Raw genomic sequence first — 17,112 nt, 5'->3', positions numbered from 1 at the left:
TATTTATCGAAGAGTGACAATTGAATAGTAATTTTTTTAAAAATCCAACTATATTCAGCATTGCAGTGATGACACCGGCCGCCCGGATTCCGGCCGCATCCGCAATAGCCCATCCATTGAACGCAGCACCAACGAAAGCTTACCGATGAAAATTCAACGCGCAACAACCTGGTCGCTTGGTCTTATCGTGGCAGGCGCCCTGTTCTCTTCCCAAGCCTATGCGGCAAAAATCCCCGATTGCGGCAAAAGGGAACCCAGCAAAACCCTGCCCACCCCGCAAAATAGCGAATACGACGCATACCGCAACGCGAAAACGAGCGCGGTGGCGGGCGGTCCGGGCAATACCGTCTTCAATAATAATGAAAAGCGTCTCCCTGCCGCCGGCAAGGACGAGATTTATTATGAATATTATCTGGGTATCGGCGGCGATGGCGGAGCAGGTTCGCATCGCGCGGTATTGCTCGTGCAGACTCCGGCGGGCAAACGCAAGCTGGTGGAACGCTATTACACGCAGGACCACTATGCTTCCTTTTGCAGCCTGAAGAACTAATCGTTTTTTATTAATTTCCAGCGTGATTCAAGCGGCTCAGGTAAATACCTGGTGCCGCTTGAAATACCCGCATATCAGGCTCGATATTCAACTGTGCTGACTGCGCTTATTTAATGGATATTAGCGCAGGTCCGCAAAACAGGCTTTGATCTACAACAACTCATCAAGCGTGCATGCGGGAACCGCCCGCTTGCGTATATGATGCCGCCTGGACAAGATGAAATGGAAAGGCTGGCGGCGGGAATGACAACGATCACCGGGCGATTGCAGGAATGCGGCATCGATGCGGCGCAGGCAGACGCCCTCGCGCAAGATATTCAACAGAAGAAATATGGTCCCTTGCTGCAGCAGTTGCTGCTGCGCGGCCTGTGGTCCGACGTCATCGACGAGTCCATGCCGCGGCCGCTGTGGCTGGAACGCTGGCGCGAACTGGGAGAATCAGGCTTTCCCTTCATCAACTCCCCTGCCCTGCAGCGCCTGCTGGACGCGGGCGTCGACGTGCACGACCTGACGGACGTGGTGCGTTCCGCGCAGGTATTGACGATCTATAACATTGCCCAGCTGATCGACGAACCTTGCCGCGACCTCGGCTACGATCTGGAGGAAGCGCCCGATCTGGCGCTGGCGGCCGTGGACGACGCCGGCATCACGCACCGTTGCGGCAGCCTGCATGCTGCGCTGGAAGAAAGCGACCCGGCGGGCCGCCACGGCCAGCCCCGTACACTGGAACTGCGCCAGTTCGGCGGCTTGCCGGGCGAATTGCAGAAAGAAATCAAGGACTTGCTGGCGCAAAAGGCGTGGTCGCAGGCGGCCGCCCTGTGGAAGCGCGCCGCGGGCGGCGAGCTCAAGCACTGCCTGGCGACGGTGCAAAGCCTGGCGCGCCAGCTGTAGCGGCGGTGATAGCTTGCGTTACCAGTAGCCGAGCACTTTCCACCAGGTGGTGCCCACGACGGCAAAGATCAGCAGTTCCACCACGCACATGATGAAACCGACGCGCCACCAGTTGCCCATGGTCACGAAGCCGCTGCCGAAGATGATGGGCGAGGTGCCCGTCGCATAGTGGGTCAGTGTCATCATGATGGCCGAGCCGGCCGTCATCATCAGCATGAACGGCACGTGGTATTCGGCCGGGATCAGGTGCAGGCCCACCGTCAGGAAGGCCAGCAGCATGGCGCTGATATGGGCCGTCGTGCTGGCGAAGAAGTAATGCGAGAAGACAAACACCAGCACGAGGACGCCGGCGATCGGCAGCCAGTCCATGCCGCTGGCGATAATCGCCGCCTTCATGCCGGCCGAGAACCAGGCGATCACGCCCGTCTTGTTCAATTGCTCGGCCATCATGACGAGCGCGCCGAACCACACGAGGGTGTCCCAGGCGCTCTTTTCCGACAGCACGTCATCCCAGTCGATGGTGCCGGTAATGATCAGCACGAACAAGCCGACAAAGGCGACGACCGTGGCATCGAGCGAAAACGCGGGACCGAACAGCATGGCTGGGACGTTGGCCCACAGCAAGAGCAGCAAGGCGAAGGTGCCCAGCATGACTTTTTCCGACGGCGACAGCGGGCCCATGCTTTTCAATTCCGCCTTGGCGTAGGTGACGGCGTCGGGCGTGGCTTTCAGTTCCGGCGGCGACAGCCAGTAGATGATCAACGGCATCGCCAGCAGACAGACCAGGCCCGGCAGCAGCATGCACAGGGCCCAGGTGGTCCACGTCAGGTGAAAAGCCTGGCCGCTGGCCTTGGCCACGAAGTCGACCACCAGCGGGTTCGGCGCCGTGGCCGTCAGGAACATAGCCGACGTGATCGGGTTGGCGTGGTAGTTGACGAGGGCCAGATAGGTGCCGACTTTCTTTTCCGTGCCCTTGGCCGGGTCCGAATCGAAGGCGTTGGCGATCGATTTCATGACGGGGTGGACGATGCCGCCGCCACGCGCCGTATTACTTGGCGTAAACGGTGCCAGCACCAGTTCGCAAATCGCCAGGCCATAGCCGATGCCCATGGTGCGCTTGCCCAGCAGCGAGATGAACAGCAAGCCGATGCGGCTGCCCAATCCCGTCTTTTTCAAGCCGCGCGAAATCAGGATCGCCACGACGATCAGCCAGATCAGGGGATTCGAAAAACTGCTGAGCGCATCCGTGATGGCGCCCTTGGACGAGGTCGACGTCACTTGCGACAAGGACACGATGACGATGGCCATCATCGCCATCACGCCGATCGGCATGACTTTCAGGATGATCGCCAAAATCGTGGTGAGGAAGATCGCCACCAGGCCCCAGGCCTTGGGCGTCAAGCCATCGGGCGCCGGCAGCAATAGCATGCTCACCAGCAAGACCGTGCAAATCAGGGCGGGAACGAGGCGGAATGGGACGGCTTCCTTGAAATGCAGGAACATGTCGCGCACTGTTTTATACATCTTTATTACCTTTCGCTGTGGGCCGGGCATCCTCGCGGTCGGAATCGTGCACGCAGATTCATGGGCTGGAAGGCGCACAAACCACGCGCCCGCAAGATGACAGATGCCCAACAATTCTGTTCGGCAATATCATACACGCAAGGTTGGTGCGGCCCCTGCCCTCTAGCGCTACCGCTAGTCAACTATCTTGAAAATCGTTGACCTGTGAGCGACATGTCGCGCATCCGCCCCATCAACTCAGGCCCACATCCCTCCCGGAGACGCCCTGCGCGCCAGGCGCCAGCGTACCGGCATGCTGCAAGCCACGCAGGCAAGCACATCAAATGTAATATTCAGCCAATCCATAGGCAGGATCGCGGCGCGCATGGTTTGCCTCATCGTCGCTTAATTGCTGCCGGTACTCCGCCGTGCCAAACGTACTCTTATATGAAGAAGTATTGGCCGAAGTATTGGTCGAGGTATTGGCCAATTCGGCCTGGGCGAGCTGCGGCGGAGCCGAGCGAATCAGGAAGTCGCAAAAGGCATCCAGCATCCTGATATCGGGATTGGCCCGTTCGATCCAGAGAAACTGGCCCATCTCGTTGACTTCGAGGAAGACATAATCGTCGTCTGGTGTCACCATCAAGTCGATGCAGCCAAATAACAGCCCCAAACGAGCCATCAACTGATGGCATTTGGCTTCGACGGCAGGCGGCAAATCGACCTGCCTGGGTGCCAGTTCTTCAGGCGCGACAGCGCGCCAATCCAGTGCGCTCTTGCTGTTGCCCTGGCTTTCCAGCTGGACCGCGATGATCTTGCCGCCAAAATAATTCACGCGCAATTCATGTTTCTTGTGGATGCGTTCCTGATAAATCCCCACTGCCGCCTGCAGGGCATGATCGGAAAACACCTGTTCCGGCGAAATGGCAGCTGTCTGCAACAGCGCCGTCCCTTCTTCATTGCTCCACTCGCATATCCGGAAAGGTTTGTAAATTTTATTGCCCTCGGCAAGAAAAGCCCGCACCACCGCCGGCTCGTTGGACGCCAGGGTCCGGGGAATGGACAGGCCTGTCTCGCGCGCCAGGCGAAGCTGATATAACTTGCTTTTTGCGAGGCGGCGTTCGCGATAGGGATTGATCCAGCTCGCACGGTCCACCAGCAGCGACCAGACGGATTGATAGAAGGCGCAGTTTTCCTGCATGGCAAACGGATAATCCTCCGGGTCGATATTGCCCGGTACCGTAGGAATGGTCGGGCGCCTGAACCACAGCACGTCGACATCCTCAAATGTTTCAGAGAACCGGGGGCCGTGCACGCGCATTTCCGGACTTTGATCATTGGACATGATGACAGACGCCGTTTGCCGGTCCGGAAAATCGGCAACAAACCACCGGATTGCTTCGTGCCCCCGCTTGTTGAGCGCGGCGGCAACGGCCAGCGCGTGCGTGTCATAAACTTGGGTAGGAATGAGGAATTTCATTGATAACGCTCAGGTAAGGGAACGATCGGGGATCCGTCAACGGAATTGCCGGCGTTTTCCGGAAAAAGACATCAGTCCGGCTTTATTAGCGGCGTCGCCACGGTTTTACAAGCTGAATTCACGCAATAAAATGTACATGAAATGGCAAATCGGCATTCTCTCTTTTCATTATCAGACTTATCTTAATGAATTTAGAATGTCGAGATATTTTCTGTCGAAATTATCGCGGATGGCCGTCAATAATTTTAGATTCCTTCCATTGCCGATATTTTCGGCATGCCGCTCGATTATTGCGTAATGTGTCAGGAACTTCGTCCGATCTCCGGCCGCATAAGCAGCCAACGCCAGCACGAAATCATTGAACTTGAAGGGAAGATTGGCGCTATCGCCAGGGCGTAAGGCGAGCATGAAATTTCTTTCTGCTTCCACGCGCTTGTCCAGCCTGAGTTCGATCTGTCCCAGATGAATAAACAGGCTCGATTGGGGGCCATTGCTTTCCAGATAGCGCTTTAGTATGGACTCGGCCTCGGAAAAACACTGTGCGTCGGCCAGCACGCGCCAGCCGCTGTCGGGAGTCAAATCAAACTCTTTGAGCGACATTGAAGCAACTTGTGCCGTTTGACGGGCAAGTTCTGCGGGACAGTCCGCGATTGGTGCGGACATCGCCATGCCGTGCAGGCCAAGCAAGACGATAATGATGCTTAATTTATGCATGGCGCTATTTCAGTCAATGCCGCGATGTCATGCGGCAGAGCGAACTTTTTAATCGCAGTCAGCTTCAGGTTTTCCCGTCGGCGTGTAATCGCCGCCTGGCTGGGAGTCCGAATCCAGGCCACCAGAAACGGCAGCCACTTCCTCATTACTGAGTTCACGTGCCAGGATACGGCCCAGCGCACGCTCTTTCACAACAACTTCTTTTTCTTCAGCTTTCATTATTTCTCGCGATAAAAAATGAAACAGGTTGACAGAAAATATCAGGGATTCCCCCCTTGCTTATAGAGCAAAACAACTTTATCCAAAACAAAAAAAATGTCAACATTTATTTTTTATTAAATAATATGAGAGCTGCATATTTTTATGGTGCAGACCCCGTTGAATATCTCAACGGGCATTGCCTGATTTAACTCTAAGGTGGATAACACGAAAATCCTGCCGCAGGAAGCGCGGTGGCGCCTTCAACTGGCTTGACTACGACCTGAGCAGCGCAATGAACCCTGCAAGATGCACGCCGCTGCGCAGGACGCGGCGGAAAAGTGAGCCAGGTCAAGAGTCCGCATGCCGCCTGCGTCTTTCACGGTGGTTTTCAGCCCAAACTTGCCAGCCGCACTATAATGTTGGCACCGTGTGCGGCAGCATTGGCGGCGATAGACGGTAACAATTTCGTGTGGAGGCCGGTACAATAGCGTCTGGGCCTACACAGGGTTTCACTTTTGCCAGCAGTTGCCAGCAACTAACCATTTTTTTGACCAGCCAACAAATACTATGAGTTCGATGAATGAAGAGCGCGTTTTAAGCGTGCACCACTGGACGGATACCCTGTTCTCCTTTACCACCACGCGCGACCCGTCGCTGCGTTTCTCGAATGGCCACTTCACCATGATCGGCCTGCGCGTCGACGGCAAGCCATTGCTGCGCGCCTACAGTATCGCCAGCGCCAATTACGAAGACCACCTGGAATTTTTCAGCATCAAGGTACCGGGCGGTCCATTGACGTCGCGCCTGCAACACTTGCAAGTGGGCGACACCGTCATCGTCGGCCGCAAGCCGACGGGCACCCTGGTGTCCGACTACCTGCTGCCAGGCAAGCGCCTGTACATGCTGTCAACGGGCACCGGCCTGGCGCCTTTCCTCAGCATCGTGCGCGATCCGGACATCTACGAGCGCTTCGACGAATTGATCCTCGTGCACGGCGTGCGCCAGGTCGATGAACTGGCTTACCACGATTTGCTGGAAGAGCACCTGCCGAAGCATGAGTTCCTGGGCGAAATGGTCAGCGACAAGCTGCGCTACTACCCGACCGTGACGCGCGAAGACTTCCGCAACATGGGCCGCATCACCGAACTGATCGAAAACGGCAAGCTGGCCGAAGATCTGGGCGTGCCGGCACTCAATCCTGCCGAAGACCGCGTCATGATCTGCGGCAGCTCGGATATGCTGCGCGACCTGAAAGAAATGCTGGAAGCCCGTGGCTTCAAGGAAGGCAATACCTCGACGCCTGGCGACTTCGTTGTCGAGCGCGCGTTCGCCGAGAAGTAATCCGCAAGGAATCAGCAAGACCCGAGGGCCCGGTCCCGCCGCACACTGCGGCGGCGCCGGGCCTTTTTCATTGCCGCGTCAGCGGGCCAGCGGTGCGGCGCGCTGGTAGCGCAAGCCATTCATGAAGCGCTGTACGGGCAAGAAGGCGCTGCTGAGGATATCGTCCTGCGCCGCGTAATAGCGCGTCTCGATCTTCAGCAAGCCCAGCACGGTCGCATCGAGCTTGTCCGTCTGGTAGGGCCGGCTTTCCAGCGCGGCGCGCGCGGCCGCCGATTGCGGCGCCTGCCGGTTATTCCAGATCAACATGGGAATTTCATAGCCGCTCTTGTCCGAGGCCGAATGGCCCGCGTGATTGCGGTTGTAACCCACTTCCTGCCCGTGATCGGAAACGAACAGCAGCGACGCGGCACGGTCCGTCTTGGCCTTTTCCGTCATGCCGATCAGCGTACCGAGCACATAATCGCCATAGCGGATGGCGTTGTCGTACTCGTCGCGCTGGCTGCGTATCCAGCTTGACCTGCCCTGGTGTTCCATCTGCGCGCTGACGGCGTCGTGCGCCCGGTCGAAGTGCGCAAAGCGGCTGGGGTAGCGCATGTCATAGCTGGGATGCGCGCCCAGCAAATGCACGACGATGAGCTTTTTCGGCGCCTCGTCGCGCAGCGCATGGGCGAATGGCTGGAACAGGTTGCCATCAAAATTGTTTTCGCCACGACCGGTGCCGTAGTTGATGAAGTCGCTTTCATCGGCCTCGCCCGCCAGCAGCCCGATCCAGCCATCGTTGCGCGTCTGGTTCGACACCCAGAACGTCTTGTAGCCGGCCGCCTCGGCCAGCATCAGCAAGTTCGGCTTGGCCATCCACGCATCGGGATTGCCGATATCGGCCGGCGTAAGCATCGTCATCATCGATTCCACCGTGCTGGCGGCCGGCGAGATCACATCGTTAAATACCAGCAGCTTCGAGCGCAGGGCGTCGAGCTGGGGCGTGGTGGCGCGCGGATAGCCGTACAGCGACATCGAGGCGCGGTTGGTGCTCTCGCCGATCACCAGGATGACGGTGCGGGCATCCTCGCCCGCATAGCGCACGTTCCAGTCGCGCGGCGCGGCCATGGCCGCCGTCAGCGCGTGCTGCATGGACTTCATCGCCGCCAGTTGCGCGCTGTATTGCTGGTAGCGCAGCGGCCAGAACAGGGCCGGATTTTCGCGCCGCATGGTGGTATTGACGTGCAAGGACACGAGCAATGCGGCCATGAAGACGGCAAAGCCCTTTTGCGGCAAGCCCGGCGGCGCACTGTCGCGCCCGGCCTGCCGGCGCTGCAGCTGGCGGTCGGCCAGCAGCACGGCCGCCGTCACGAGCACGAACCAGCCGGCCGCTTGCGCCAGGGCGACGCTGTTGTGCAGGAAAAACTCTCCCGTTTCGGCTTGATCTGTCGCAAACATCGCCTGTAAAACCGCATTGGGATTCGGCCGCATGCCAAAATAGCCACGCAAGAAGCCCTTGATGGCGGCATCGAGGTAAAACACGGGCACGACCACGCGCACCAGCACGGTAATCGCGCTGGCGCCGGCATTGCCGCGCCACGCATGCAGCACGCCGCCCACGCCCAGCAGGCAGGCCGCCAGCAAGACGCTCAATTTCAGGCATTCGTTCGCGCTTAACTGATCGAAGAGGAAGAACAGCAGCAGGCCAGCAATGCTGAGCAGGACACGGCAAAACAGAATCAGCATGGAGGCGACAAGTAGGAGGTAATCAACAAGCGTACATGGAACAGGGTCATGCCCGCGGTAACGGGCCTGCGATTGTAGCGCAGGCTGTTGCAACTCGTGCCATCATTTTGCGTGGGCTCCTGACAGAAATTGTCAGTGCTTTTTATTATGCTTTCGGCACCAGCAGGCCAGCCAGCCTGTATTCATATTGATATCACCACCTGCGACAGGACTTTTCATGACACGTGCCATTACCATTCTGACCGAGAACTTTGCCGATTGGGAAACCGCCCTGATCAATTCCACGGCGCGCCTGTACTACGGCTTCTACACGCAGTTCGCCACGCCGGGCGGCTTGCCCGTCACCTCCTCCGGCGGCATGCTCGTCACGCCGCAACTGGCGCTGGAAGAAATCAATCTCGAGGAACTCGATTTGCTGATGGTGTGTGGCGGCAGCCACTGGCAAAGCGGCAAGGCGCCCGACCTGGGCCCGTTGCTGCGCGCCGCCCGCGACAAGAATGTCGTGCTGGCAGGCATTTGCGACGGCACGCGCGTGCTGGCGCAAGCCGGCGTGCTCGACACCGTGCGCCACACTTCCAATTCCGCCGACAACCTGGCCGGTACCGGCTATGCGGGCGCGGCCCTGTACCAGGACGTGCCGTGGGCCGTGGCCGACCAGCGCATCATCACGGCGCCCGGCACGGCGCCCGTCACCTTCACGCGGGAAGTCTTGCGGGCCCTGGACATCGCCGATGACAACCTGGCCGCCTACCTGGCCATGCACGGCGCCGAGCACGGCAAGACGGCACCTTAGTTGGCGCCCAGCACGCGCAGGCGCTCGGTGGCGTGCGTATTGCCCGGGTCCAGTTCCAGCGAACGGAGGTAATGCGTGATGGCTTGCGCCTTCGCGCCGTCCGCCTCGTACGCTTCGGCCAGGCTGTCGTGGCCATTCGCCCCTTGCGGGTACAGTTGCACACCCAACTGGAAGACGGCGGCCGCCTGTTTCGGCTGCTGCCGGCCCAGCAGGCGGTAGCCCCAGGCATTCAAATCGTCTTCGGTGGGGGCGGACAAGCCGTGCTGGCGCCGGATGGCCGCCAGTTTCTTGTCCAGCCCATCGAAACCGGCGCTGGCCGCCTGCTGGCGCAGCAAGTGGGCCGCATACGCGCCGCCCCGCTGCTGACGCAGGGCGGGAAGGTAAAAGCCGGCGACGGTATCGATCAGCTGTTCCGGCTGGCCGCCGGCCAGGTTACTCAGGATAACGACGGCCAGGCCATCGTCCGGATACACATAAAAGGCCGAGCGGGCGCCGCCGATGCCGGCCACGGCGCGGTGCGCATCGCGGCCGATGGTGGGCCAGCCCAGCGCCCACGCCCCCGGCTTGCCGTCCTTCAAGCTGGTCGGCTGCCACAGCCGTTTCACGCTGGCGGGCGCCAGCAAGCGCCCCGACTGCAGCGCGACGAGCCAGTTGGCCAGTTCGCCCGCATTGCTGTTGATGCCGGCCCCGGCCCGCATGAACACGGGGAAATCCTCGATCACGTTGCGGTAGCCCTTGCCTCCCCGGTCCAGCACGTAGGAACTGGCCTTGTTCGCGACCACGTCCTTCGCATCGCCAAAGCCGCTGTGCGGCATGCCCGCCACGTCGAATTGCCGGCGCTGGATGAAAGCGGTAAAGGGCTGGCCGCCTTGCAGCTCGATCAATTGCGCCAGCAACACGTAATTGGTCTGGTTATAGCGGTAGCGCTCGCCTGGCTGGGCTTCCACGGGCAGCGCCTGCACGGCAGTCCACGCCGCCGCGGCATCGTCCGGCTGCGGCCCCACCAGCTTGCCGCTGCGCTGGTCCAGCACGTCGGGCAAGCCTGAAGTATGGTTGAGCAATTGGGTCACCGTCACGGCTTGCCAGGCCGGCGGCAAGCCTGTCAGGTACTGGCCGATGGGTGCCGCCAGGTCGATCTTGCCCTCTTGCACCAGTTGCATCACGGCCACGCCCGCAAACGCTTTCGTTGCCGAATTGATGGAAAACAGGCTGGCATCCGTCACCGGCACCTGGTATTGCAGGCTGGCCACGCCGAAATTGCGCGACAACACGACCTTGCCATGCTGAATCACTGCCAGTTGCAAGCCAGGAATCTGACGCTCCTGCATTTCGCTGCGCACAAAGGCGGCGATATCCTGTTCCGCGCGCAAGGCTTGCGGCTGGCTGGTGGCAGCGGCAGCCGCGGTGACAGGAGCAGCCACGGCAGCGAGCGCCATGACGAGCAGGAAAGACGGGAGGCGTGGGTTCAAGATAAGGCTTTCGACAGTTGAAAACGGAACAGCAGCATCCCATACCTATTTATCAACGTCAACGACAATCTTGCCGGTCGGAAAGTTACTCTTCCAGCCACACATCCTCATACCCTTCCCGGTCGAGGATGAACTTGGCGCCGCTGGGCAAGGCCAGGTAATCGACCACCTGCGGCAGCATCTGGTGCAGGTGGTCCGCATGCAGGGGCTGGTAAAAGCCGCTGGCATCGTCGTGCTCGCCGCAGTGGATGAACCAGCTGATGGTGCCGTTTTTCGGCAGCACGATGCGCGTGCCGTAGATGGGCGACTGGGCCAGGCTGCCGATGGCGAAGGCCACCATGGGTTCGGGCGCTTGCGCGGGCAAGCCGAATTTGTCGCAGATGCGCTGCTGTGTGTCGCTGATCGGTGCGGTCATGGTGTTCTCAGGATCCGATGTAGTGGTAATGGAGGCGCAGCGCGCCGTCGTGGCCGGACATTTCCAGGTGCAAGGTCGCCTCGCCCGGCTGGCCATCGGCCAGCAGCAGGCATTCCAGGCCCAGCGGCCCGGCATCGGTGGCATACACATCGACGGCCACGCGGCCCCCCTTGCCCGGCACGAAGGCTTGCGCCAGCGGCGCCAGGGACAGCGCCTGGTTTGCCGCAAAATAACTGTCGAGCATCTCGATGATCTCGTCGGCCACGCCGGGCGACAGGCCCCAGTCGCGTTGCAGCGCAACAGGATCGCGCGTGTCGAGCGTCTGCACGAACGCGGCGGCCTGCGCATATGCCAGCTGCCGCAAGCTGTCTGTGATGGCCATGTCCATAGAGCGATTCCTGCCTTATCCATTCAACAGGCGCCATTATAGTGCGTGCCCGCGCGCATGGTCGATCCGTTTTCCATCGATAATCAGGCATATTGCCGCCCATTTAAAATGGGCCGATATTATTTATCGCACTGCAATAATATAAATTTCCCGCGTGATATTTGGTGAGTATTTCAGAAAGATAATCGCGAATACGATTCAATTCAAGTTGACGCTTATTTATTCCAGCGCTAAGATCGAATGGCCATATACCATGGCATACAACGCAAGCAGTACTTAACCATCACAAGAGGATAGTACAATGCAAAATCAAACCAAATTGTTCGCATTCAAACTGGCAGAGAAACAGGAACAAAAACCGGCGGTACCCGCCACCGCCTGGAAAGTGCGCGACGGCGTCGCCGTGGCCGGCTGCACCGCGGTGCAAGCTGAGCAATACCGCGACTCTTCGCGCTTCCAGCCGAACGACCGCGGCCAGTATTGCTGATCCCCGGCACGCCATAACCCCCGCCAGGCGTGGGGGTTTCATTCAATCTTCCATATTCAAACTGGCGCCGGTGCCAATTCCGGCGCGGCTTTTCTGCGCGCAATGCATAAAGCCATATGATCGCCTTTCAATTGGCGATTCCATTTTTTAAATATGTATTTACCGGTAAACATCGAAACATAACCATTCATAGAGGATATTCCCATGCATAAAGAAACCAAACTGTTCGCATTCAAACTGGCGGAAAAGAAGGAACAGGAAAAACCGGCCCTTCCCGCGCCCTGGAAGGTGCGCGACGGCGTCGCCGTGGCCGGCTGTACGGCGGTCGACAGCGAAGAGCAATACCGCTATTCGCGCATCGGTTCCAGCGATGGCGGCGAGTTCTGCTGATACGTTCCAGCTGAAAGCCTTGCCACGGCAAGGCTTTTTCACCTTCCCTTACGCAGGCCCCTCCATGCACAAAAAGGTCTTGATCATCAGCCATAGCGGCGATCTGCACGCCGACCTGGTCGGATCGCTCCTCGCCGCCCGCGGCCATGCCCCTTTCCGTATCGACCTCGATGCCTTTCCCCGCGATTACCAGCTGTGCCAGCGCGTGCAGGACGGCCGCACCAGCGCACGCCTGCGCCGCCTGCCCGACGGCGACTGGCTCAACTTGCAGGACGTGGGCGCCGTCTGGCTGCGCAAGGCGGCCGACTATGCCTATGCCAGCGCCGACCTGACGCCGCAGGAACGCGCCTATGCGCAACTGGAAACGGAGCAAGCCGTCTTCAGCGTGCTGTACGGTCTCGATTGCTACTGGCTCAGCCATCCGCTGGCCCTGCGCGGCGCCCAATGGAAAGGCGAACAGCTTGCGCGCGCTGCTCGCATGGGCTTTCGCGTGCCCGCCACCGTCATCACCAACGTGCCCGACGACGTGCGCGCCTTCCGCGCAGCCGTCAAAGGACCCATCATTTTCAAGTCCATGTCCACGCCCAGCCTGGCCGCCGAAACAGTCGAAGAGGTTGACAGGGTCAGCGCCGGCATCGGCACCACCATCGTCGACGACGCCATGCTCGACAGCCTGGACGCCGTCGGCGAACTGAGCTGCCAGTTCCAGGAATATATCGCCAAGCAATACGAACTGCGGATCACCGTGATCGGCAAGCAATTGTTTGCCGCGCGCCTGTATTCCCAGGACGATGCCCGCACGGCCATCGATTCGCGCGACATGTCGGCCCCCATCCGCTATGAGGCGTGCACCTTGCCGGCGGAAATACAGCAGCGCTGTCTCGCTTTCGTGCACAGCTACGGCCTCGAATATGGCGCCCTGGACCTGATCGTCACGCCGGAGGGCGAGTATGTTTTCCTGGAAAACAATCCTGTTGGTCAATTCTTGTACGTACAACAACTGGTGCCCGCCCTGCCCCTGCTGGAAAGCGTGGCCGATACCCTGATCGAAGGAGCCGTATGCCGCAGCCCGACCTGAAGCAGATCCCCGTCCAGCTGCGCGAGCTGGAACAAGTGCGCGACAGCCGGGCCATCGTCCTGGCCGCCTCGCACCTGGACATGGAACTGCTGCCCGCCTTGTACGAGCTGTGCCAGGGCATCGGCCCCGTGGCGCGCCTCGACGTGGTGCTGCACGGACGCGGCGGCATCGTCAACGCGGCGCGCCGCATCGCCCTCCTGCTGCGCCAGCATACGCGTCACCTGAGTTTTATCGTGCCCTTCCACTGCGAATCGGCCGCCACCCTGCTGGTCCTGGGCGCGGATGACATCATCGCGGGCGACCTGGCCCTGTTCTCGCCCATCGACCCGCAGCTCGAGGGCGCGGATGGGGGCGCGTTTTCCAGCCTGGACATCAAGGTCTTCGGCGACATGGCGCAACAGTGGTTCGGCGTGGATGCGGCCGAAGCGCGCCAGCAATCGCTGTCCCTGCTGTGCGGCAGCATCTTCCCCCCTTCCCTGACGGCCTTTTACCGCACCACGCTGGAACTGACGCAGATCGGCGAGGAATTGCTGGCGTGGCAATTGCCCGAGGCCGCACCCGAGGCGCGGCACGCCATCGTCGCGCAACTGGTGACGGGTTATCACTCGCACAACTATGCGTTGACGCGCGAAGAGCTGGCGCAGCTGGGCTTGCGCATGGAACGCGACGCGCATGCGGAACGGCTGGGCTGGGCCATTTCGACGCAATTACAGGCCAGCATAGGCGGCGCCCTGCGCAGCGCACCGGACGAGCCGTGGAACGATGCTCTGCTGGCCACGCGCGACGGCGTGCAGCTGCGGCGCCAGCGTCCGGGCGGCTTTGCGCCCGTGTGGAGCACGCAATGCTGACGTCCGTGCTGGCCACGTTACTGGCCGATACCGCGCGCTACTGCATCGCCTTGCTGCTGCTGGCGGCCAGCGTGGGCAAGCTGCGCAGCTACGGCGACTTTCGCGGCAACCTGGCCACCTCGTTCGGCGTGCCGCCCGGCGCCGCCAGCCTGGCCGCGCCGGCCCTCGTGATGGCGGAATTATCGCTCGCCGGCTGGCTGCTGGCCGGCGGTACCCACATACCGATGCTGCTGTCGCTCTTGCTGTTGACTACCCTCACGGCCGTCCTGGCCTGGCGCTACTTCACGCACAGCGTGGTGCGCTGCAGTTGCTTTGGCGAAGCGGCGCGGCCCGTGTCGCGGTACGACTTGCTGCGCAACGTGCTGGCGGTGGGCATCAACGGCGCCTATTTTGCGCTCGCGCAAGAAACGACCTTGCCCGTCGCCACCACGGCATTGGCAGCCGGACTGGCGGCCATCGTCTGCGTGGCCACGATTTCCCTGCACGACATCGCCACCCTGGCAAAGGCCGACTGATGGATGCCACGACCTTGCAATGGGTGCTGGCGGCCCTGGCGTTTGCCGTTGCGGGCAATATCTGGCTAAGCCTGGCCGTGCTGCGCGCCGGCCGCCGCGAACGCCTCGCGCCCATGGCCCTGGAGCCGGGCCAGCCCCTGCCCGCCGTGCAAGCCCGTCCGCTGGCTGGCGGCCCGCGTTTCCAGCCGGGCGCGGCCGGCCAGGCGGCCGTACTGCTGTTCCTGGCCAGCCGCTGCCCAAAATGCGGGGAAAAGCTGGCCGGCATCGAACGACTGCTGCCGCTGGCGCAGGAAGCGGGCCTGGCCCTGTGGCTGCTCAGCGAGGAGCCGGCCCGCCGGCTGCGCGCCTTCTTGCCCGGCGACAGCCTGCGCTCGGCCACGGCGCGGCTTGCCCTGCGCGACTACCGGCGCGTGAATCCCCTGATGAGCTCGCCATCTTATGTCTTTGTTAACTACCAGGGACAAGTGGAAGCTGCCGGCCTGATCGGCGACGAAGACTGGCTGGCCCTCGTGGGGCAATTGCACGCCGAACCGTCGCAGGAGCGCGCCGCATGAGCCATCTGAATGTCGGTCCCCATCTCGAACGGCTGCGCCTGCTGTATCCCGTGCGCTGGCGCATCGCCGCCGGCTTGCTGTGCATGGCCCTCACCGTGGGTGCGCAGCTGGCCTTTCCGCAAGCCATCGCGTATTTCATCGACAACGTGGCGGAACTGACCCGGCGCGGCGTCACGCCGGGCATGGTGGCCGCCATGCTGGCCTTCAGCCTGCTGTATGCGCTGATCACGACCGCGCGCTTCTATCTGCTGCAGTCGGGCGGCCACATGATCGTCATGGGCGTACGCCGGCGCCTGTTCGACGTGGTGATCAACCAGCCCATCGCCTTCTTCGACAAGCACCATGGCGGCGAACTGAACAGCCGGCTCACGTCCGACGTGTCGGCCCTGCACGAAAGCCTGACCATCGGCGCGGCCAACGCCTTGCGCTCGCTGTGCGTCTTCGTGGGCGGCATCGCCATGCTGCTGCATCTGTCACCGATGCTGAGCCTGCCGCTGGCCCTGTTCATTCCCGTCAGCCTGTATCTGGGCAAGTTGTCTGGCAGTAACTACCGGCTGCGCGCGCGGGCCATTTCCGCCAGCCTGGCCGCCAGCGGCAAGGTGGCGCAGGAATACTTTGCCCATGCGCGCCTGGTGCAGGCATTCAACCAGCAAGGCGGCGCCATGGCCCGCTACGCGCAAGCCATGCGGCAATTGCTGGACGTGTCCCTGGCCGGCACGCGGCTGCTGGCCGTGTTCCAGGGCGCGCAGGGCTTGCTGGCCTTCGTTGCCCTGCTGACTACCTTGTGCTTCGGCGCCCACCTGATCGGCCAGGGCCGCTTGAGCGTGGGCGAACTGACGGCCTTTGTCATCTATGCCAGCATGGTGACGGACACGGCCGGCTCCATCAGCGAGTTCTGGAACACGTGGATGCGCACCATGGGTTCGACCGACCGCATCTTCGACATCCTTCGCAGCCACCGCGCCGTGCCCGAGGCGCCGCCGCAGCCGCCGCTGGCCGGCCATATCGCGCTGCGCGACGTGCGTTTTTCGTATCCCGAGCGCGCGCAAGTCATGGCCCTCGACGGCGTCAGCCTGTCCATCCGCGCGGGCGAAAAAATCGCCCTGGTGGGCGCCTCGGGCGCGGGCAAGTCCACCATCGCCAGCCTGGTGCTTGGCCATTACCGGCTTGACGGGGGCAGCCTGCAATTCGACGGCATCGATGCGCACGTGCTGGGCGTGACGCAGCTGCGCCGCCAGATGGCCGTGGTGGAGCAGGAACCGGCCCTGTTTTCCGGCAGCATCGCCGACAATATCGGCTTTGCCGTGCCGGACCGCCGGGTGACGCGCGACGAGATGCTGGCGGCGGCGCGCCTGGCGCACGCCCACGATTTCATCACGGCCTTTCCAGACGGCTACGAAACCCTGGTGGGCGAACGGGGCGTGCAATTGTCCGGCGGACAGAAGCAGCGCATCGCGATCGCCCGCGCCATCCTGCGCGCGCCGAAAATCCTCATCCTGGACGAAGCCACCAGCGCGCTCGACGCCGCCAGCGAACAGCAGGTGCAGCTCGCCCTTGATACCCTGATGCAAGGACGCACCACCATCATCATCGCCCACCGCTTTTCCACCATCGTCAAAGCGGACCGCATCATCGTCTTGGACAAGGGCCGGATTTGCCAGCAAGGCACGCACGCCGAGCTGCTGCGCGCGGGCGGCCAGTATGCGCGGCTGATGCAGCAGCAACTGTCGCAATTCCAGCAGTTGCATGACAGCACGGCAACACTGTAAA

The 17,112-nt window shown here is 61.3% G+C and carries 19 protein-coding genes; 11 read left to right on the top strand and 8 right to left on the bottom strand.

Going from position 1 to position 17,112, the window contains the following annotated elements; translation table 11 throughout:
* Window positions 1-145: 145 nt before the first annotated feature.
* Together OX459_RS10545 and OX459_RS10540 are read left to right on the top strand one after the other, a co-directional pair.
* Window positions 146-550, top strand: a complete 405-nt coding sequence (locus tag OX459_RS10545) for a ribonuclease domain-containing protein (protein ID WP_099667959.1) — start codon at window positions 146-148, stop codon at window positions 548-550.
* Between the two features lie 243 nt (window positions 551-793).
* The gene (locus tag OX459_RS10540; protein WP_289904956.1) at window positions 794-1,441 is read left to right on the top strand and encodes a hypothetical protein; all 648 of its coding nucleotides are present in this window, start codon (window positions 794-796) and stop codon (window positions 1,439-1,441) included.
* Window positions 1,442-1,459: 18 nt separating this feature from the next.
* Here OX459_RS10540 and OX459_RS10535 read toward each other — a convergent pair whose 3' ends face one another.
* The 4 genes from OX459_RS10535 to OX459_RS10520 all read right to left on the bottom strand — a co-directional run bounded on the left by OX459_RS10535 (window position 1,460) and on the right by OX459_RS10520 (window position 5,357).
* Entirely contained in the window at window positions 1,460-2,965 is a 1,506-nt protein-coding gene (locus OX459_RS10535; protein ID WP_289897881.1) for an anion permease, read from the bottom strand.
* A gap of 319 nt (window positions 2,966-3,284) precedes the next feature.
* Window positions 3,285-4,424: an MvdC/MvdD family ATP grasp protein gene (locus tag OX459_RS10530; RefSeq protein ID WP_289904955.1), complete on the bottom strand. Its 1,140-nt coding sequence runs from the start codon at window positions 4,422-4,424 to the stop codon at window positions 3,285-3,287.
* A 177-nt stretch (window positions 4,425-4,601) separates the two neighbouring features.
* Complete coding sequence (locus OX459_RS10525) at window positions 4,602-5,138, bottom strand: hypothetical protein (protein WP_289904954.1); 537 nt, start codon at window positions 5,136-5,138, stop codon at window positions 4,602-4,604.
* Window positions 5,139-5,186: 48 nt separating this feature from the next.
* The gene (locus OX459_RS10520; RefSeq protein ID WP_289904953.1) at window positions 5,187-5,357 is read right to left on the bottom strand and encodes a hypothetical protein; all 171 of its coding nucleotides are present in this window, start codon (window positions 5,355-5,357) and stop codon (window positions 5,187-5,189) included.
* Window positions 5,358-5,906: 549 nt separating this feature from the next.
* On the opposite strand from OX459_RS10520, the gene OX459_RS10515 reads away from it, so the two are divergent.
* Window positions 5,907-6,680, top strand: a complete 774-nt coding sequence (locus tag OX459_RS10515; protein ID WP_035818959.1) for a ferredoxin--NADP reductase — start codon at window positions 5,907-5,909, stop codon at window positions 6,678-6,680.
* 78 nt (window positions 6,681-6,758) lie between these two features.
* Here the strand turns inward: OX459_RS10515 and OX459_RS10510 are convergent, their stop codons facing one another.
* Window positions 6,759-8,405 (bottom strand): phosphoethanolamine transferase, encoded by a 1,647-nt coding sequence (locus OX459_RS10510; RefSeq protein ID WP_289904952.1) that lies wholly within the window; start codon window positions 8,403-8,405, stop codon window positions 6,759-6,761.
* Window positions 8,406-8,622: 217 nt separating this feature from the next.
* On the opposite strand from OX459_RS10510, the gene OX459_RS10505 reads away from it, so the two are divergent.
* On the top strand, window positions 8,623-9,198 hold the full coding sequence (locus OX459_RS10505; RefSeq protein ID WP_289904950.1) for a type 1 glutamine amidotransferase family protein: 576 nt from the start codon (window positions 8,623-8,625) through the stop codon (window positions 9,196-9,198).
* Here the strand turns inward: OX459_RS10505 and OX459_RS10500 are convergent.
* The 3 genes from OX459_RS10500 to OX459_RS10490 all read right to left on the bottom strand — a co-directional run bounded on the left by OX459_RS10500 (window position 9,195) and on the right by OX459_RS10490 (window position 11,464).
* Window positions 9,195-10,667, bottom strand: a complete 1,473-nt coding sequence (locus OX459_RS10500; protein WP_289904949.1) for a serine hydrolase domain-containing protein — start codon at window positions 10,665-10,667, stop codon at window positions 9,195-9,197. The genes OX459_RS10505 and OX459_RS10500 overlap by 4 nt on opposite strands.
* An 85-nt stretch (window positions 10,668-10,752) precedes the next feature.
* Entirely contained in the window at window positions 10,753-11,082 is a 330-nt protein-coding gene (locus OX459_RS10495) for a hypothetical protein (protein WP_289904948.1), read from the bottom strand.
* Between the two features lie 7 nt (window positions 11,083-11,089).
* A complete protein-coding gene (locus tag OX459_RS10490; RefSeq protein WP_251348682.1) occupies window positions 11,090-11,464 on the bottom strand; it encodes a hypothetical protein in 375 nt (124 codons plus the stop codon).
* 307 nt (window positions 11,465-11,771) lie between these two features.
* Here OX459_RS10490 and OX459_RS10485 point away from each other — a divergent pair, with 307 nt between their 5' ends.
* The 7 genes from OX459_RS10485 (at window position 11,772) to OX459_RS10455 (ending at window position 17,111) form a co-directional block, all read left to right on the top strand.
* A complete protein-coding gene (locus OX459_RS10485; RefSeq protein ID WP_251348681.1) occupies window positions 11,772-11,957 on the top strand; it encodes a hypothetical protein in 186 nt (61 codons plus the stop codon).
* A gap of 204 nt (window positions 11,958-12,161) precedes the next feature.
* The gene (locus OX459_RS10480) at window positions 12,162-12,347 is read left to right on the top strand and encodes a hypothetical protein (RefSeq protein WP_099376727.1); all 186 of its coding nucleotides are present in this window, start codon (window positions 12,162-12,164) and stop codon (window positions 12,345-12,347) included.
* Window positions 12,348-12,411: 64 nt separating this feature from the next.
* A complete protein-coding gene (locus tag OX459_RS10475) occupies window positions 12,412-13,425 on the top strand; it encodes an MvdC/MvdD family ATP grasp protein (protein ID WP_289904947.1) in 1,014 nt (337 codons plus the stop codon).
* The gene (locus OX459_RS10470; RefSeq protein ID WP_289904946.1) at window positions 13,407-14,273 is read left to right on the top strand and encodes a hypothetical protein; all 867 of its coding nucleotides are present in this window, start codon (window positions 13,407-13,409) and stop codon (window positions 14,271-14,273) included. Before OX459_RS10475 ends, OX459_RS10470 begins: the two co-directional genes overlap by 19 nt.
* Window positions 14,267-14,788 (top strand): MauE/DoxX family redox-associated membrane protein, encoded by a 522-nt coding sequence (locus OX459_RS10465; protein WP_289904945.1) that lies wholly within the window; start codon window positions 14,267-14,269, stop codon window positions 14,786-14,788. Before OX459_RS10470 ends, OX459_RS10465 begins: the two co-directional genes overlap by 7 nt.
* Entirely contained in the window at window positions 14,788-15,342 is a 555-nt protein-coding gene (locus OX459_RS10460; protein ID WP_289904944.1) for a hypothetical protein, read from the top strand. The genes OX459_RS10465 and OX459_RS10460 overlap by 1 nt, the downstream gene beginning before the upstream one ends.
* Window positions 15,339-17,111 carry an ABC transporter transmembrane domain-containing protein gene (locus OX459_RS10455; RefSeq protein ID WP_289904943.1) on the top strand — a complete coding sequence of 591 codons (1,773 nt, stop codon included), beginning with the start codon at window positions 15,339-15,341 and terminating at the stop codon, window positions 17,109-17,111. The genes OX459_RS10460 and OX459_RS10455 overlap by 4 nt, the downstream gene beginning before the upstream one ends.
* Window position 17,112: the final 1 nt, after the last annotated feature.

This window comes from Janthinobacterium sp. SUN026, from assembly GCF_030397625.1.
Lineage (GTDB): Bacteria > Pseudomonadota > Gammaproteobacteria > Burkholderiales > Burkholderiaceae_D > Janthinobacterium > Janthinobacterium kumbetense.
The sequence above is the reverse complement of the archived record's forward strand: the minus strand, read 5'-3'. Positions and strand labels throughout refer to the sequence as shown.

Bases quoted from the DNA above. Each gene is read 5' to 3' on its own strand.
- OX459_RS10545 (WP_099667959.1), top strand. From the start codon at position 146: ATGAAAATTCAACGCGCAACAACCTGGTCGCTTGGTCTTATCGTGGCA.
- OX459_RS10540 (WP_289904956.1), top strand. From the start codon at position 794: ATGACAACGATCACCGGGCGATTGCAGGAATGCGGCATCGATGCGGCG.
- OX459_RS10535 (WP_289897881.1), bottom strand. From the start codon at position 2,965: ATGTATAAAACAGTGCGCGACATGTTCCTGCATTTCAAGGAAGCCGTC.
- OX459_RS10530 (WP_289904955.1), bottom strand. From the start codon at position 4,424: ATGAAATTCCTCATTCCTACCCAAGTTTATGACACGCACGCGCTGGCC.
- OX459_RS10525 (WP_289904954.1), bottom strand. From the start codon at position 5,138: ATGCATAAATTAAGCATCATTATCGTCTTGCTTGGCCTGCACGGCATG.
- OX459_RS10520 (WP_289904953.1), bottom strand. From the start codon at position 5,357: ATGAAAGCTGAAGAAAAAGAAGTTGTTGTGAAAGAGCGTGCGCTGGGC.
- OX459_RS10515 (WP_035818959.1), top strand. From the start codon at position 5,907: ATGAGTTCGATGAATGAAGAGCGCGTTTTAAGCGTGCACCACTGGACG.
- OX459_RS10510 (WP_289904952.1), bottom strand. From the start codon at position 8,405: ATGCTGATTCTGTTTTGCCGTGTCCTGCTCAGCATTGCTGGCCTGCTG.
- OX459_RS10505 (WP_289904950.1), top strand. From the start codon at position 8,623: ATGACACGTGCCATTACCATTCTGACCGAGAACTTTGCCGATTGGGAA.
- OX459_RS10495 (WP_289904948.1), bottom strand. From the start codon at position 11,082: ATGACCGCACCGATCAGCGACACACAGCAGCGCATCTGCGACAAATTC.
- OX459_RS10490 (WP_251348682.1), bottom strand. From the start codon at position 11,464: ATGGCCATCACAGACAGCTTGCGGCAGCTGGCATATGCGCAGGCCGCC.
- OX459_RS10485 (WP_251348681.1), top strand. From the start codon at position 11,772: ATGCAAAATCAAACCAAATTGTTCGCATTCAAACTGGCAGAGAAACAG.
- OX459_RS10480 (WP_099376727.1), top strand. From the start codon at position 12,162: ATGCATAAAGAAACCAAACTGTTCGCATTCAAACTGGCGGAAAAGAAG.
- OX459_RS10475 (WP_289904947.1), top strand. From the start codon at position 12,412: ATGCACAAAAAGGTCTTGATCATCAGCCATAGCGGCGATCTGCACGCC.
- OX459_RS10470 (WP_289904946.1), top strand. From the start codon at position 13,407: ATGCCGCAGCCCGACCTGAAGCAGATCCCCGTCCAGCTGCGCGAGCTG.
- OX459_RS10465 (WP_289904945.1), top strand. From the start codon at position 14,267: ATGCTGACGTCCGTGCTGGCCACGTTACTGGCCGATACCGCGCGCTAC.
- OX459_RS10460 (WP_289904944.1), top strand. From the start codon at position 14,788: ATGGATGCCACGACCTTGCAATGGGTGCTGGCGGCCCTGGCGTTTGCC.
- OX459_RS10455 (WP_289904943.1), top strand. From the start codon at position 15,339: ATGAGCCATCTGAATGTCGGTCCCCATCTCGAACGGCTGCGCCTGCTG.